Here is a 16,210-nt window from a genome sequence, read left to right on the forward strand (position 1 = left end):
TCCAAAGGAGGAAATGATCATGTCAAATCGTCTTCGTGTCGGAATGGTTGGATACAAGTTTATGGGGAAGGCCCACAGTAATGCCTATCGCAGTCTGCCGATGTTTTTCCCGTCTGCTCCGCTGCAGCCTGAGATGTCTGTGATCTGTGGACGTAACGAGCAGGGAGTGCAGGAGGCAGCGAATCAGTTCGGCTGGTCCGAAAGTGTAACGGATTGGCGCGAACTGGTGAAGCGGGATGATATCGATCTGATTGATATTAACGCACCAAGTGATGCCCATAAAGAAATTGCGTTGGAAGCAGCTCGTCAGGGCAAACATCTGTTTTGTGAGAAACCACTGGCTCTGTCCCTTGCGGATTCGCGTGAGATGCTTCAGGCAGCAGAGGATGCTGGAGTCGCACATATGGTCGGGTTCAACTACCGTTTCTCACCAGCGGTGCAATTAGCGAAGGATCTGGTGGAGAGCGGACGACTGGGTAAGATCTATCATTTCCGCGCTTTTTTCTTGCAGGACTGGATTATGGACCCTTCGTTCCCGCTGGTATGGCGTTTGCAAAAAGAAGTGGCTGGCTCTGGTTCCCATGGGGATCTGGGTGCGCACTTAATCGATCTGGCTCGTTTCCTTGTTGGTGAATTCCAGGAAGTCATCGGCATGAGCGAAACATTCATCAAAGAAAGACCACTTGCAGCAGAGATGACCGGGCTGAGTGCAAAGGGCAGTTCGAATGCGGATGCACCGAAAGGAGAAGTGACCGTCGACGACGCTACGTTGTTCCTGGCACGATTCGCAGGAGGGGCGCTGGGCAGCTTCGAGGCTACACGTTTTGCAGCGGGGCATCGGAGTACAAACTCGTTTGAGATTAACGGTAGTCTCGGCAGCGTACGATTTGATTTTGAACGGATGAATGAACTGGAAGTGTATTTTACAAAGGATGAAGAGGACGTACAGGGATTCCGCCGTGTACTGGCAACCGATCCGGCACATAAATATGCTGAAGCCTGGTGGCCTGCCGGACATACGATTGGATTCGAGCACACGTTTACGCATGAAATGCTGGAGTTGGTAACTGCGATCTCTGAAGGACGACAACCATCACCGAGTTTCCACGATGGGGTCGCCTGTCAGGCTGTACTGGAAGCGGTAGAACGTTCGGTGACGGAGCGACGCTGGGTGACGCTTGAAGAGATGTGAGCAAGTAAGACAGTGACGTCAGAAATAAGGTTGAACACAACTAAACTAGGCGAAAGCGAGTGAATAAACGATGAGAAAAGCACTGATTGTATGGGGCGGCTGGGATGGACATGAACCGGAGCAGGTAGCAGCGATTTTTGAACGTATTTTGAAGGAAGAGCAGTTTGAGGTTGAAGTCTCGAATACGTTGGAGTCTTATGCGGATGCAGAGAAGCTGATGGGTCTGGATCTGATCGTGCCCTTGTGGACGATGGGACAGATTGAGCAGGAACTGGTCAATAACGTATCAGCGGCTGTTCAGAGCGGTGTGGGCTTGGCTGGTCTTCATGGCGGGATGTGTGATGCCTTCCGAAATAACGTAGACTGGCAGTTTATGACGGGTGGACAATGGGTTGCTCATCCAGGTAACGATGGTGTGGAGTATATGGTGAACATGAAGCGTGGCTCTAGCCCGTTACTGGATCATATTGAAGATTTTCAGGTAAAAAGCGAACAGTACTACCTGCACGTAGACCCGGCAGTGGAAGTGCTGGCAACAACTCGGTTCCCAGTGGTGACTGGTCCGCATGCGGCGAATGGACCGGTAGATATGCCTGTTGTCTGGACGAAACGCTGGGGCGCAGGGCGGGTATTCTACAACTCACTGGGACACCATGCAGACATTGTAGACATGAAACCCGTTACTGAAATGATGCGCAGTGGATTCAAATGGACAGCAGCAGGCAAAGAGCTTGCCAAGAGTCGAGTAAGTTCATCAACCGAAGTGTACACAGGTATGGCGGACAACCAGAACTAATGAGATTGTAGTTTGATTGCAAACGTAACTTCAGTGTTAACCATTCATTTTCAATGGATAAACCATTTCTGATCCACGGCGAAGGGAGCCCCAGGTATGAAAACAATGAAAGTAGGCATTATTGGCTGCGGTAAAATCAGCGGAATTTATATGGAAAACTGTCACCGGTTCGAGGTGCTGGAACTTGTTGCTGTTGCGGATCTCGACCGGAAACGTGCCGAGGAGCAGGCAGCAGCCTATAACGTGCCTAACGTATACAGCGTCGACGAAATCTTGGCTGATCCCGAGATTGAGCTGATTATCAACCTGACGATTCCTTCCGTTCATGCGGATGTATGCTTGCGGGCGCTCGAATCAGGCAAACATGTTTATGTAGAAAAACCGCTCGCTGTTACCCGTGAGGAAGGGCAGGCCGTGCTCGAAACAGCGAAGCGTAAAGGATTGCTCGTGGGCTGCGCGCCAGAGACTTTCTTCGGTTCAGGTATCCAGACTTCACTTCAATTGGTGGAAGAAGGGGTAATCGGCAAGCCGGTTGCGGCGACCGCATTTATGATGAGCCGTGGTCATGAGCACTGGCATCCCGATCCGGAGTTTTATTATGCCTCAGGCGGTGGGCCAATGTTTGACATGGGTCCGTACTACCTCACGGCATTGATCCAACTGATGGGACCGATCAAATCGATTGCAGGCATGACGGGTAAAGCCATGGAAGAGCGGACGATTACGAGTGAGAAAAAGAGAGGCCAAACGGTTCCCGTTGAAATTCCAACACACGTTACCGGTCTGTTACAGTTTGAACAGGGAGCCATTGGCACACTGATTACAAGTTTTGACGTATTTGGCGGGAGTGCATTGCCACCGATTGAGATATATGGCACACACGGTACATTGCAGGTACCTGACCCCAATACCTTCGGCGGTCCCGTTCGTTACCGCTTGCTGGGTGAACATGAATGGACGGAAGTTCCGCTTCTCCCAGGATATCAGGAAAATACACGCGGCATCGGTGTGGCAGATATGGCCTATGCAGCCCAAAGTGGACGTGCACACCGTGCGAGCGGGGAACTGGCATACCACGTACTTGAGGCCATGTGGGCATTCCACGATTCATCAGATGAGCAGACGTTCTACCAGATGAAAAGCTCGTGTCAGCGCCCGGCTGCATTGCCGGTGGATCTGCCATTGTATACATTGGATAAATAAGATAGCCATTAAGGCTTATGTCATAATGAATAGCCCCTGTTCCTTCAAACAAGGAAAGGGGCTATTTTTAATTAAATCAAAAAAATTGGAGATAACAGCGATCGGAAGGTTGTTCGGTCATTGGAGTGTCCAGTGTAAATATTCTTTAATTCAACTTATATAGCCATTTAGGGCTCAAATCCCGCCTGACTGATCCAAATCTCATCCTCGGCAAAAACGTTTTTCATCCGCTGCACAACAGTCTGATACGCATCTGGATGATACCAGTGCTCCATCCCCACTTCTTGATAGAGCGACTCCATACCGAGTCGACGGGTGCGCTTGCCCTCACTACCATCGCCCATGAAATAATCGTCAATGCATACACGCTGAACCAGAGGTCTCAAGATGGCTGCAAACTGTTCACTGCTGGGTAATACGGGAGCAATCGCAACCTGTGTCGGTATTCCGGCATCCCGCAACTGTTCCAGTGCACGTAATCGGCCTGCAATTGGGGGAGCGGAAGGACTGAAATGCTTGCGCATATCGTCCAGATCCGTCTCCACCGTCATGCTGACCCGAACCCGGTCACCTAACTGCTGTAGCAGATCTATATCCCGGGTAACGAGTGGACTTCGGGTTTGGACTAATACAAAATCGGGCGGATGCTGTACCATCGTTTCAAGCAATGAACGCGTGATACACTCCTTGTATTCGGCGGGTTGATACGGGTCGGTACTGGAGGACATGAACAGAGTGACCTTCCCTTTCTGTAAGGCACGCTGCAATTCTTTGGCGAACACTCGAGAAGCCTCCTGTTTCACATCCACCCAGCTCCCCCAATCCTCTTTGCGAAATAAGGAGACAGGCATCTGTCTGACATAACAATAGGAACAACCGAAGGCGCAGCCTGTGTAAGGATTCAGCGTATGTGTATATCCATTAAGGAACCCTGTCCCCTTGTTGAGTAACGTTTTGGGTACTTTGTAAGTAAGATTTGTCTTCATAAGTTCTCATGCCTTTCGCGGTAGTATGCAGGTGTGAGACCTGTGTGTTTGCGAAATACAGTGATGAAATAAGCTGAGTTAGGTATACCGACATGGCGGCCAATATCGGTGACGGTAAGTCCGGTATGTTCAAGCAACTTCCGGGCTTCGGTAATTCGTTTATCCTGAATATATTGAACCGGTGTGCGGCCTGTAATCCGCTTGAACACACGATGCAGATGATAAGGACTGCCATGACTTACAGTGGCAAGGACATCCAAGGTTAGAGGTTCGGCGTAATGATGTTCGATGTAATCCGTGATCCCGTATATCCACTCCTGATCAGGTACACGCTCGCCTGTTGGTTTACAACGTTTGCAGGGTCTGAACTTTCGTGCCAACGCTTCTTCGACATGTTGAAATATCAGCACATTTTCAGCTTTGGGTGCTCTGGACTTACAGGAAGGTCGGCAGAAAATGCCCGTTGTTTGCACACCGTAAAAGAACGTTCCATCATAAGAATTATCGTTGTTGATGACGGCATGCCAGTATTTTTCATCTATAGATTCGGGCAGTATGCGATCTTGATCTGGACTTTCCACGGTGATCACCTCATCTCCAATTATACCCCTAATTCCAAGGGATTGACGAAGTTTCAACTTAAAAAGCAAGATATCAATATCTGGGATAAAGTACCTTCCTTCAATCTGAACGAAATATGAGCTACAATATATAGGATGGAAGTGGTTTATATCTCAAATGAAATTTATAGATGAAAGAGGTAGGTAAGCATGGTTCGTTTTGGAGTAGTGGGTACCAACTGGATTACAGAAAGGCTTCTTGAAGCCGCAGCACAGGTTGAAGGTTTCAAATTAACCGCCGTGTATTCAAGAACTGAAGATAAGGCTAATGCATTCGCAGATAAATATGATGTTGAACACCGTTTCACCGATCTGGAAGAGTTGGCGGCAAGTGATGTGATTGATGCAGTCTACATTGCAACACCGAATACGGTTCATGCAGAGCAGGCTGAGCTTTTTCTGAGAAACGGTAAACATGTATTGTGCGAGAAACCTCTGGCTGCAAATAGCGCCGAAGTTCGGAGCATAATCGATACAGCACGAGAACACGAGGTTCTGCTCATGGAAGCGATGAAATCGACCCTTGTTCCCCAGTTCAAAATGGTGCAGAAGAGCCTGCATAAAATCGGTCCTGTCCGCAAGTATGTAGCAGGATACTCTCAGTATTCTTCGCGTTATGACAAGTACAAAGAGGGGATTGTCCTGAACGCGTTCAAGCCTGAACTCGCTAATGGGGCGTTAATGGATCTCGGTGTGTATTGTCTCTATCCATTGATTACGTTGTTCGGTGCACCTAATCGGGTTCAATCCCAAGCGATGATGCTGGAATCTGGTGTGGATGGACAAGGCAGTGTGCTACTGGATTATGATGGGATGGATGCGGTTGTTACATACTCCAAAATCTCCAATTCTCATGTACCAAGCGAAATTATGGGGGAACTGGGCAGCATCATCATTGATAAGATTGGCTCACCGGAACATGCAGAGATACGTTACAATGACGGTACGGTGGAGCAGCTCACAGTCGAACAAAACCATCCGGCGATGTATTATGAAGTGGAGGAGTTCGTGAATCTGGTTCAGGAAGGCAAAAAGGAATCCGACATGAACACGTATGAACGTTCTTATGTTACGATGCAGGTCATGGATCAGATTCGGAAGCAGATTGGGCTTGTGTTCCCTAACGATTGATTCAAAAACAGGAAAGGTAGCTGAGACGAGATGAGCAGAGATGAGCAGAGCAACATTAGAGATGATCAGAAGAACAGCCGAGAAGATCAGCAGTCCAATGAATCTGTTGGTTTGGAACTGACACAGATCGTTTTCATAGGAAGAACCTTCGATGAATATATGAAGATGTTCAACCTGAATGTGGAGGAGATTAATGGCAAGTCCATTCTGGATTGTCCAGGTGGAGCGTGTTCATTCAGTAGCCAGGCGCGCAAGTTGGGTGCAGACCCCATGGCCGTGGATATTGCCTACGAATATGAGATCGACGAGCTTGAAGTAAAGGGATTTCAGGACATTGAGCATACGATGAAACAGATGGAATCGGTGCAAAGCATATATGTGTGGGATCAATTTGGATCAATCCAGGGGTTAAAGGAAGAACGAACTCGTGCCATCACAGATTGCATCGCAGATATGAGAATGTTTCCTGACCGTTATGTGGCGTCTGTGCTCCCGGATCTACCCTTTGCGGATGAACAATTCGATCTGACGTTATCCGCCCATTTCCTGTTTACGTATGCGGATCGATTGGATGTTGATTTTCATGTTGCAACCGTAATGGAGCTGCTGCGTGTGACCAAACGAGAGGTTCGCATTTTTCCAACAGTGGATCTGTCTGGCCAACGTTACAAGCACATGGATGAGTTAAAATTAATACTCGAAGAGCGTGGGTGCACGGTATCCGAAGTACCAACTTCATATGAGTTTCAACGGAACGCTCACACCATGCTTCAAATTGTTAAACATAATCGAACAAGATAGGAGGTTTTTTGGATGAATAAAGTACTTATACTTGGGGGTACACGTTTTTTTGGTAAACGTCTGGTGGATCACTTGCTGTGGGAAGGGAAGTCTCAGATCACAGTCGCAACTCGTGGTAAAACGGATGTTGACTTCGGACCCGAAGTAAACCGAATCAAGATGGATCGTGAAGACCCGGAATCTCTGGCAGAGGTTGCGCAGACAGACATGTGGGATATTGTGTACGACAATATCTGTTATTCCCCAGATGCGGCGAAAGCGGCATGTGAAGCTTTTGCAGGACGCACCAAAAGATACGTCCTGACATCCACACTCTCGGTGTACGGTGATCCCAGACCTGGATTCAAGGAAACGGATTTTGACCCGTATACATATCCATTACAGTATGGGAGTGCGGCGGATTTTTCGTATGGAGAAGGCAAACGGCTTGCGGAGGCTGTATTTTTCCAGGAAGCGGATTTCCCGGTTGTGGCGATGCGCATTCCAATTGTACTCGGAATAGATGATTATACGAGAAGACTCCATTTTCATATTGAACATGTGCAAAAAGGAAAACCGATCGGCATGCCAAATCCGGATGCGGAGATTGGATTTATCAATTCCACCGAAGCGGCAAGATTTCTTGCTTGGCTTGGACACTCGTCCATTACGGGTCCGGTGAATGCAGCTTCCAAGGGTGCAATTACGCTGTCAGCCATGATACATCTGATCGAGACGGTCACGGGCATGCAGTCCCAGATCCTCACGGAAACGGTGAAAGAGGACATGTCACCCTTCGGAATTGAGCAATCATGGACGATGGAGACGACCAAGGCTGAACAAGCGGGATATACGTTCGAACCTTTGATGGAATGGTTCCCGGGACTCGTTCGTGAGGTCGCTCTTGCATTACAGTCGGAGCGGTAGAATATCGGCTCGGATGGAACCAAAATGAAACTGAATGAACCTGACGAACCAACCGGTTCGGACGAGCGGGTCATTCTAACGAATGAACATCAAACAGGGTGCAACCAGAGTGTAATCTCCGGTGCACCCTGTTTATGTTGTACATTTTTCGAATTTGAACGAGACCTAATCTAGATAAGTGGGACTAATCATTTACACGATAATATTTAGTCAACTCTGGTGCTTAACTCTATTTTTGCTCACGTGGAGCAGTAGCTGAAGCCCGTATGCGCAGTTCTGACGGTAGAATAATGGTTTGGGCTTCGGAAGGAGCCTTGCCTTCAATCCGGTCAATCAGCATCTGTACACCCTGAAACCCAAAGTCATATGCTGGCTGTGCAGCTACAGTCAGAAAAGGATCGAAAGCAGAAGCCAGATCCAGATCGTCGAAACACACAACAGAAATGTCTTCTGGCACACGTAGTCCTCGTTTGCGCAAAAGCCGGATGACCCCAATCGCCAGCATGTTGTTGGCTGCAAAAATGGCTGTTGGTTGCTCCGGTTGTGAGAGTAGTCGATCCAGTCCCTCTTCATCGGTGAAATTCCGGTACCCGGTTCGAAGCACAAGCTCGGGATCGATCTCAGCTCCGGCCTCACGCATACCCTCTATATAACCTTCCTCCCGCAGTCTGGCGGTAGAGACTTCGGAAGAACCATTGACCAGAGCAATGCGCCGGTGCCCCAATTGCACCAGATAACGGGTTAGCTCAATTGCACCTTCCCGGCTATCTCCGGCAATGATATCTGACGTAATGCCAGGGACGGTTCGGTCCAGAAAGACAAAAGGAATGTGACGTTCCTGCAACTGTTTCAGATGAGTTAGAGAACGATCTCCTGCCGGGGCAAAGAGTACACCATCGACGCGAGTTGACAGAATTGCATCTACGTAGTCCTTTTCCTTATGGTAATCCTCGTCACTATTGCCGAATAAAAGACGGTACCCACGAAGATGGGCTGCATCTTCAGCGCCACGGGCGAGTGTTGTATAAAAAGGGTTGGTAATATCCGTAATAAGCAGCGAGAGCATCTGGGTTCGCTGAAGCACAAGGCTGCGTGCATTGGAGTTCGGGATGTAACCCAGTTCGTCGATCACCTGTTGAACACGTTCGCGTGTCGCGGAACTTATGCGGCCTGTATGATTAATGACCTTGGAGACCGTCATGGCGGAGACGTTGGCTTTTTTGGCAATATCGTAAATGGTAATCATTAGAATCTAACCTTTCCGCAACATAGTCTTACCATTCTATAGGATAATGCCAATTGACAGCAAGATAGGCTCATGCTATGTTAGGGTTACCGATAACCCTAAAGGGTTCTGAACGTTTTTACTACATAAACTATTTCGTTGAATTCGCTCATGCACGTTCCATTTTCTTGAATAGAGGAACTACATACATAGCTAATTAATGAAGTGGTTTATTGTTATTTTTTAAAATATGTAAACGCATTCAACACTCAAGTAGTGCTCTTGATAATCTGTGTATGCAGCTCTTGTGTGCCACTCGGGTATCGGTTGTATTTCCGTCATTATCCCATTCCAATCAATGCATATGGATCAGACAGAAGGTTTCTCAATTCAACCCAAATTCTATGAAACGAATTGAAGGAGGACATTCCAGTATGACACATCAGGATTATCGTTATAAGCAGGCTTTCCCCAAGATTGGTATTCGTCCCACGATTGATGGAAGACGCAAGGGTGTTCGGGAGTCACTGGAAGAGCAAACGATGCGGATGGCGACATCTGTTGCGGAACTGCTTGCAGCCGAACTGCGTTATCCTGACGGGTCCGCGGTGGAATGTGTTGTGGCCGAGACTTGTATTGGCGGAGTGGCCGAAGCGGCCGCAGCATCAGAACTATTCAGCCGTTCCAACGTGGGCGTAACGATCACCGTGACACCGTGCTGGTGTTATGGTACGGAAACGATGGATATGTCACCATCCACTCCAACAGCTATCTGGGGTTTTAACGGAACTGAACGTCCGGGTGCTGTATATCTGGCGGCAGTTCTCTCTGCCCATGCTCAGAAGGGGATTCCGGCCTTTGGGATCTATGGAGAGGATGTTCAGGACGGCGGGGATACAACAATTCCCGATGACGTGCGTGACAAATTACTCCGGTTCAGCCGTGCGGGTCTGGCAGCCGCGACCTTGAAAGGGCAAGCGTATCTGTCCATTGGATCGGTATCCATGGGGATTGCAGGCTCAATTGTGAACGATTCATTTTTCCAAGAGTATCTGGGCATGCGCAACGAATATGTGGATATGAGCGAGCTCACTCGTCGTATTGAAGAAGAAATCTACGATCCTGAGGAGTATAAGCTCGCACTGGCCTGGGTGAAGGAGAATTGTAACGAAGGTCCGGACAACAACGCTGCCCATCTGCAATCGGATCGCAAACGCAAAGAGTACGAATGGGAGACCGTTGTGAAAATGACCCAAATTGTGCGTGACTTGATGGCGGGCAATCCAAGATTGGCAGAGCTTGGTTTTACAGAGGAATCGATGGGTCACCACGCGATTGTATCCGGCTTCCAGGGACAACGGCAGTGGACGGATCATTCTCCGAACGGAGATTTTCTGGAGTCGATATTAAATTCTTCCTTTGACTGGAATGGCAAACGTGCGCCTTATCTGGTTGCAACGGAGAATGACAGCCTGAACGGGGTATCGATGTTATTCGGTTCGCTGCTGACACATACGGCACAGATCTTTGCTGATGTGCGTACGTATTGGAGTCCAGATTCAGTACAGCGTGTGACGGGGCACCAGTTGGAAGGAAACGCGAAGGATGGCATCCTGCATCTGATTAACTCCGGTTCCGCAGCTTTGGATGGCACTGGACAACAGTCCAGAGATGGTAAGCCTGTACTCAAGCCATTCTGGGAAATTACAGATGAGGAAGTACAGGACTGCCTAAAAGCAACATCCTGGAGACCGGCATCCGTAGAATATTTCCGCGGGGGCGGCTATTCAGCGGATTTTCTGACCAAAGGTGGCATGCCTGTAACGATGACACGTCTGAATCTGGTCAAGGGACTGGGACCAGTGTTGCAAATCGCTCAGGGTTACACGGTCGATCTGCCTGAAGATGTGCATGATACGCTGGATCAGCGGACAGATCCAACCTGGCCGTCCACCTGGTTTGCACCTGTTCTAACTGGGTCGGGAGCGTTTACTTCCGTTTACGAAGTCATGAATCAATGGGGCGCCAACCATGGCTCCATCTCGTATGGACATATCGGTGCTGATCTGATTACACTCGCTTCCATGCTTCGCATTCCGGTAAATATGCATAATGTACCTGAAACGGAAATTTTCCGTCCGCGTGCATGGGGATTGTTCGGCACAAGTGAGCCGGAGAGCGCAGACTACCGTGCTTGCAGTGTATTTGGTCCGTTGTATCGTTAAAATAAAGTTCCATTCCTGTCAAACGCCATGTTCCTTGTGAAATGAGGTAACATGGCGTTCTCTTGAAAGCTGTGTTCAGAACTCGAATACGGCTTATCGCGTAGAGTTAAGGAGGCTTGAAAGAATGGGCGATCAAGCAACACATGTGCTTGCTGCCGATTACGGCGCTGGGAGTGGACGCGTAGTCCGGGGTTCTTTTGATGGAAGCAGACTCTCGTTACAAGAAGTGCATCGATTTAACAACGAACCCGTGCAGCTGAGGGACGGATTGTATTGGGATTTCTTACGACTTTTTCATGAATTAAAACAAGGCATTGTGAAAGGGACGCAAGGCGTCTCTCCATCGGTCCGTTCTATAGCAGTGGATACGTGGGGAGTGGACTATGGACTGGTGGATGGGGCGGGAAGATTATGCTCGAATCCGCGGCACTACCGGGAAGCACGCAATGAGCAGTGGATGGAAGAAGTTCTGCACCTTGTGAAAGAAGAAGACCTGTACGCCATGTCCGGCGTTCTGCCGCAGCAAATCAATACGGTATTCCAATTGCTAGGCAGTGTACGAGAGCAGGCCGAAGGTTTGCGTCCGGATGTGCGCATGTTGTTTATGCCAGATTTATTTCACTATTATCTATCTGGTCAGCAAGCTTGTGAGTATACGATTGCAAGTACCAGCGGGCTGTTGCATGCAGGCGAGGCGCGTTGGAATGAACATCTGATCGGGCGTCTCGGTATACCGGAAACATTATTTCCAAAACTCGTTCAACCGGGTACCGTGCTGGGTGATTTAACAAATGAGTTGTGCGCCGAGTTACGGACTGGACCGATGCAGGTAGTCTCTGTGGGCTCACATGATACGGCATCTGCCTTGGCAGCAATCCCTGTGAATGATTCAGATTTCGCTTTTATCAGCTGTGGCACCTGGTCTCTGATGGGGGTGGAGCGTGATACACCTGTATTGGATGACCGAAGTCGTGCATTGGGATTCACCAATGAAGGGACGGTAAGTGGAAAAGTACGCACCCTGAAAAATCGTTCAGGCTTGTGGCTGCTACAGGAATGCAAACGGCAATGGGAGCGGGAGAATCAACTTTTTACACATGAAGAACTGATTCAATTGGCTACCTTGGCAACGCCGCATCAAAGTTATGTATCGCCGGGAGATGGCGTGTATTTGGCGCCAGGGAATATGGCTGAACGAATACGGCAACAATGCAGTCTCACCGGACAGACAGTGCCCGAAACGACTGGAGCGATTGTACGCTGCATTCTGGAAAGTCTTGCACTGGAATTCAGACAGACGCTGGATGAACTGCAGTTGATTACAGGTACAAGACCTCGTGTCATTCATATGGTTGGTGGTGGTGTACACAATCGCCTATTATGCCAGTTTACAGCCAATGCAGCCGGTGTCCCGATGGTGGCAGGCCCGGCAGAGGCGACTTCAGCCGGGAATTGCATGCTGCAATTCCTTGCGCATGGAGAAGTGAGTAGCTTGGCCGAGGTACGGGAGGTCATGGCTGCTTCCTTTTCCCCCGAGACCTATGAGCCTGAGGATACAGAGCTGTGGCAGGAAGCTTATGAAAACTACCAAAGTCTGAATCAAATCAAAAGGTAATGAACAGATTTAATGCAATGAGCATTGACGCAAAATGCTAAAAAGAAAAGTATGAGGAGTGGAGAAAACATGTCTGAACAGCAAATAAGGGAAGAGTTGACGAAATATGCCCGCAGAGCAGTTGCCCAAGGACTGGTCGTAGGCCCAGGTGGTAATCTGAGCGCCCGTTCGGAGGGGACGATGTTGTTGTCTCCGAGTGGTTACGCGCTTGAAGATCTGGAGCCTGAAGAATGGATTGCAATTGATATTGAGACAGGAGAGACTCGGGCCGGAGCAACACGCCCTTCCTCTGAAGTATTGATGCATCTGTACAGCTATCGTGTGAATCCTGATATTCAAGCCATTGTGCATACGCATCCGGCATATACGATCGCACTTAGTCTCGTTTTTGATGAATTGCCTCACTTGTTCCCTGATCAGTCCGCTTTGGTAGGTGATATCGGATTTGTTCCATATGTTCTGCCAACGACGAAACAACTTGCCGATGCAGTCTCAGCAAAGGTAGAAGAACATACGGCACTCATTCTCGTCAATCACGGATTGGTTACGACCGGTAAAAACCTCCGCGAAGCCTATTATCGCACCCAGGTAGTGGAAGAAAGTGCGAAGGTGTATATGATTGCCAAGGCAGCCGGGGAACCTAAAGTGCTCACTGCCGAAGAATACAAGGAAATCCAATCCCTTGAAAGTGAAGCATACCGTGTGCAGTTGCTGCAACAACTCAAGTCCTGAGACCTTATTTGTTCATTCGTGATTGTGTTCATGATTCAAAATATTACTACCTTAAGGGCAGTTTGCATCCTCCAGATAAACGTTGGAATAAAGGATGTGAAATGCTCTTTTTTCATGTTGAAATAGAAAGAAAGCGTCGAAGGTTGGACTCGTGGCCAATCAGCACAAATCCCAGGCCAATGCGTTGTATTTATTTTTCTACTATCTTGGTTCAAGCGTAAGTGGAACAGGAGGTGGACTGCTTTACAGTCATCTTGGATGGATAGGCATTGTGGGTTTGATCGGTGTGTATGTTTTGATCGGTTTTGTCTTGTGTAATTTGCTTGTTCACAGGTTGAAGGGACAGGCTACATAAATCAACTTTTTCCGACAGCTATTGCATATCCTGAAATACCGAGTATAATACTTGGTAAATAGACGAAAAGGGGATGCAATAAACGATGAAAACACATGCTGAATTGAACTCACTTCTTGTTGACGATTATCTGGATCTCCTGAACATTGCGAAACAGCTAGGTGATGACGAATGGAAAGATGCTATTCTGCAAGCATTGAAGGAAGAAGTCGATGCGAATCATCATCTGGATTCAAAAGAGGTAAGACAGGATTTATGGATTCAATTTGAAGGCATTAATGAACAAATGCATGACTTGTTAATGCAACTGAAGCATGCCGACAGTCCTGAGGAGAAAGAGCAGATTATTGAAATGATCTGGGGATTGAAAGTAGACCGTCATGCGATTACACGTAAACTTGAAACCATGAGCCGTGCCAGCGCTGGACATCAATAAGCTCTAGGTTGATTATACATTGAAAACCCGCGTGTTTCCTGGGAATATCCCTGGGACGCACGTGGGTTTTATTTTTGTTTTAATTGTTTACTACACTTTAAGTGAGTGTTCAAAAAGGTCGGTTTTCAGTACCGAGAAGATGGGATGAAGCTACCTCTCTTTAAAACTGTTTTGCGAAAGTGCGTGCTTGCTCTATAGCTTGTTGCTTAATCTCATCTGCACGGTCTTTATATTGATTGTGCCCCTCAACAAAAATGCCATCAAGCTTCGGCACGCCGAGGAATGACATGATAATGCTTAAGTAACGATGACCGGATTCCATCTGAGCCGCGGGACCTTCGGAATAAATACCACCGCGAGCCTGAATATGCAACGCTTTTTTGTCAGACAACAGTCCAACAGGACCTTGTTCGGTATAACGAAATGTTTTGCCAGCTACGCAGATCGAGTCCACATAAGCCTTCAGAATTGGAGGGAACGAGAAGTTCCACATCGGGGTTACAAAAACATATTTATCTGCTGAGGCAAATTGATCCGACAGTTCATTCAAACGACTTACTTTGTTCTGCTCTTCGGCAGTCAGATCACTACCCGATTGCAGTTTGCCCCAACCACTGAAGACATCCGCATCGATATGGGGGATATCCGAACGATACAGATCGAGGTGAACAACCTCATCAGAAGGGTGACTTTCACGATACGCATCAATAAATGCTTTGCCCGTAGCCATGCTGAAGGAGGTTTCATGATCATGAGGATGGGCAGTAATATACAATAAGGTAGACATGTAGTTCTTCCTCTCTCTGTGCGATTAATGGGGTGAAGCGATTGGCAATGATGAAGCGACCGCAGTAGTATGCATCGTTTCCCCTGTTTTATACGTCAGAAAGGGATATGAATGGATTGATCATGATACTGAATTGGATGCTATGTAGTGACCAGATACTCAATCCATGTATAATATACAGGACGAGTATTTATTTTCCAAAGACAATAGGATGAGTGAGATGAGCGCACATGGGAATGGACCTGGAGAAGCAACGATTAAGCATTGAAGCAGCGAAATTGTATTATCAGTCCGATTATAGCCAGCAGGATATTGCCGCAAGGTTGGGTGTGTCGCGTCCAACCGTATCAAGGTTACTTCAGTACGCCAAAGATCGTGGATATGTCCGGATTGAAATTATGGACCCGCTGGAGGATATCGACATCATTGCCGGAGAACTTAAGTCAAAATATGATCTGGATACGGCACTTGTGTGTTTTGCCCCGTTGAAGAGTGATGAGGAAATACAGAAGCATATCAGCAAACGAGCAGCGGATTATCTTCAAGAGACGGTTCAGGATGCAGATATTATCGGGGTGACTTGGGGAACAACCATGCATGCTGTAGCACGCCAACTTCGTCCCAAGCAGGTCAAGGGTGTCGAAGTCGTGCAATTGAAGGGGGGCGTAAGCCACTCCCATGTCAATACGTATGCCGCTGAGATTGTTCATTTATTCGCTGAGGCATTCCATACGGTACCAAGGTATCTGCCGCTGCCTGTTATTTTCGACAACATTGAAGTGAAAAACATGGTGGAAGCGGATCGGCATATAGGTAGAATCGTGGAACTTGGCAGACAGGCCAACATTGCCTTGTTTACCGTGGGTACTGTGAAAGAAGATGCATTATTGTTCAGGCTCGGTTACTTCAATGAAGAAGAGCAACAATTGCTGATGAACTCCGGTGCAGGTGACATTTGTTCACGCTTTTTCGACGCGGAAGGTCAGTTGATCAGTGAAGAGATTAACAGCAGAACCGTTGGAATTGATCTAGCCGAGTTGAGAAATAAGGAAAAATCAATTCTTGTTGCCGGGGGACAACGCAAAATTGAAGCCATTCACGCCGCGCTCAAAGGTCATTACGCAAATATTCTGGTCACGGACCAGTACACAGCGCAGGCATTACTTCGATTTTAATTTCAAATTTAATTTCAATTGGATA

16 protein-coding genes are annotated in these 16,210 nt (G+C 47.9%); 12 read left to right on the top strand and 4 right to left on the bottom strand.

Annotation, left to right across the window (positions count from 1 at the left end; all coding sequences use genetic code 11):
- Positions 1–19 precede the first annotated feature (19 nt).
- The 3 genes from QF049_RS06020 to QF049_RS06030 all read left to right on the top strand — a co-directional run bounded on the left by QF049_RS06020 (position 20) and on the right by QF049_RS06030 (position 3,191).
- Positions 20–1,192 (top strand): Gfo/Idh/MocA family protein, encoded by a 1,173-nt coding sequence (locus tag QF049_RS06020; RefSeq protein WP_036613779.1) that lies wholly within the window; start codon positions 20–22, stop codon positions 1,190–1,192.
- A 70-nt stretch (positions 1,193–1,262) separates the two neighbouring features.
- Positions 1,263–1,988 carry a ThuA domain-containing protein gene (locus tag QF049_RS06025; RefSeq protein ID WP_307535649.1) on the top strand — a complete coding sequence of 242 codons (726 nt, stop codon included), beginning with the start codon at positions 1,263–1,265 and terminating at the stop codon, positions 1,986–1,988.
- Between the two features lie 96 nt (positions 1,989–2,084).
- Positions 2,085–3,191 (top strand): Gfo/Idh/MocA family protein, encoded by a 1,107-nt coding sequence (locus QF049_RS06030; protein ID WP_307535651.1) that lies wholly within the window; start codon positions 2,085–2,087, stop codon positions 3,189–3,191.
- Positions 3,192–3,358: 167 nt separating this feature from the next.
- On the opposite strand, the gene QF049_RS06035 is transcribed toward QF049_RS06030, so the two are convergent.
- On the bottom strand, positions 3,359–4,177 hold the full coding sequence (locus tag QF049_RS06035; RefSeq protein WP_307535653.1) for an SPL family radical SAM protein: 819 nt from the start codon (positions 4,175–4,177) through the stop codon (positions 3,359–3,361).
- Positions 4,174–4,758, bottom strand: coding sequence for a bifunctional transcriptional activator/DNA repair enzyme AdaA (locus tag QF049_RS06040; RefSeq protein WP_307535655.1), 585 nt, complete (start codon positions 4,756–4,758; stop codon positions 4,174–4,176). Before QF049_RS06040 ends, QF049_RS06035 begins: the two co-directional genes overlap by 4 nt.
- Before the next feature lie 189 nt (positions 4,759–4,947).
- Here QF049_RS06040 and QF049_RS06045 point away from each other — a divergent pair, with 189 nt between their 5' ends.
- From QF049_RS06045 to QF049_RS06055, 3 genes are read left to right on the top strand one after another with little or no spacing between them, the layout of a single operon-like run.
- Complete coding sequence (locus QF049_RS06045; protein ID WP_124115168.1) at positions 4,948–5,928, top strand: Gfo/Idh/MocA family protein; 981 nt, start codon at positions 4,948–4,950, stop codon at positions 5,926–5,928.
- 30 nt (positions 5,929–5,958) lie between these two features.
- A complete protein-coding gene (locus tag QF049_RS06050) occupies positions 5,959–6,729 on the top strand; it encodes a class I SAM-dependent methyltransferase (RefSeq protein ID WP_307535658.1) in 771 nt (256 codons plus the stop codon).
- 12 nt (positions 6,730–6,741) lie between these two features.
- Positions 6,742–7,635, top strand: coding sequence for an NAD-dependent epimerase/dehydratase family protein (locus QF049_RS06055; protein WP_307535660.1), 894 nt, complete (start codon positions 6,742–6,744; stop codon positions 7,633–7,635).
- 229 nt (positions 7,636–7,864) lie between these two features.
- Here the strand turns inward: QF049_RS06055 and QF049_RS06060 are convergent, their stop codons facing one another.
- Positions 7,865–8,881 (bottom strand): LacI family DNA-binding transcriptional regulator, encoded by a 1,017-nt coding sequence (locus tag QF049_RS06060; protein ID WP_307535662.1) that lies wholly within the window; start codon positions 8,879–8,881, stop codon positions 7,865–7,867.
- 413 nt (positions 8,882–9,294) lie between these two features.
- On the opposite strand from QF049_RS06060, the gene QF049_RS06065 reads away from it, so the two are divergent.
- From QF049_RS06065 to QF049_RS06085, 5 genes are all read left to right on the top strand, one after another.
- On the top strand, positions 9,295–11,085 hold the full coding sequence (locus QF049_RS06065) for an L-fucose isomerase (protein ID WP_307543112.1): 1,791 nt from the start codon (positions 9,295–9,297) through the stop codon (positions 11,083–11,085).
- Between the two features lie 124 nt (positions 11,086–11,209).
- Positions 11,210–12,700 (top strand): rhamnulokinase, encoded by a 1,491-nt coding sequence (locus tag QF049_RS06070; RefSeq protein WP_307535664.1) that lies wholly within the window; start codon positions 11,210–11,212, stop codon positions 12,698–12,700.
- A gap of 69 nt (positions 12,701–12,769) precedes the next feature.
- Positions 12,770–13,432, top strand: coding sequence for a class II aldolase/adducin family protein (locus QF049_RS06075; RefSeq protein ID WP_307535666.1), 663 nt, complete (start codon positions 12,770–12,772; stop codon positions 13,430–13,432).
- Between the two features lie 151 nt (positions 13,433–13,583).
- A complete protein-coding gene (locus tag QF049_RS06080; protein ID WP_307535668.1) occupies positions 13,584–13,787 on the top strand; it encodes a hypothetical protein in 204 nt (67 codons plus the stop codon).
- Positions 13,788–13,872: 85 nt separating this feature from the next.
- On the top strand, positions 13,873–14,223 hold the full coding sequence (locus QF049_RS06085; RefSeq protein ID WP_036613800.1) for a hypothetical protein: 351 nt from the start codon (positions 13,873–13,875) through the stop codon (positions 14,221–14,223).
- A 160-nt stretch (positions 14,224–14,383) separates the two neighbouring features.
- Here the strand turns inward: QF049_RS06085 and QF049_RS06090 are convergent, their stop codons facing one another.
- Positions 14,384–15,010 (bottom strand): FMN-dependent NADH-azoreductase, encoded by a 627-nt coding sequence (locus QF049_RS06090; RefSeq protein WP_307535670.1) that lies wholly within the window; start codon positions 15,008–15,010, stop codon positions 14,384–14,386.
- 236 nt (positions 15,011–15,246) lie between these two features.
- Between QF049_RS06090 and QF049_RS06095 the strand changes: the two genes are divergently transcribed.
- A complete protein-coding gene (locus QF049_RS06095; RefSeq protein ID WP_062836066.1) occupies positions 15,247–16,185 on the top strand; it encodes a DNA-binding transcriptional repressor DeoR in 939 nt (312 codons plus the stop codon).
- The last annotated feature ends 25 nt before the right edge of the window (positions 16,186–16,210 follow it).

Origin of the sequence: Paenibacillus sp. W4I10, from assembly GCF_030816325.1 — a bacterium.
GTDB classification, from domain to species: Bacteria; Bacillota; Bacilli; order Paenibacillales; family Paenibacillaceae; genus Paenibacillus; species Paenibacillus amylolyticus_B.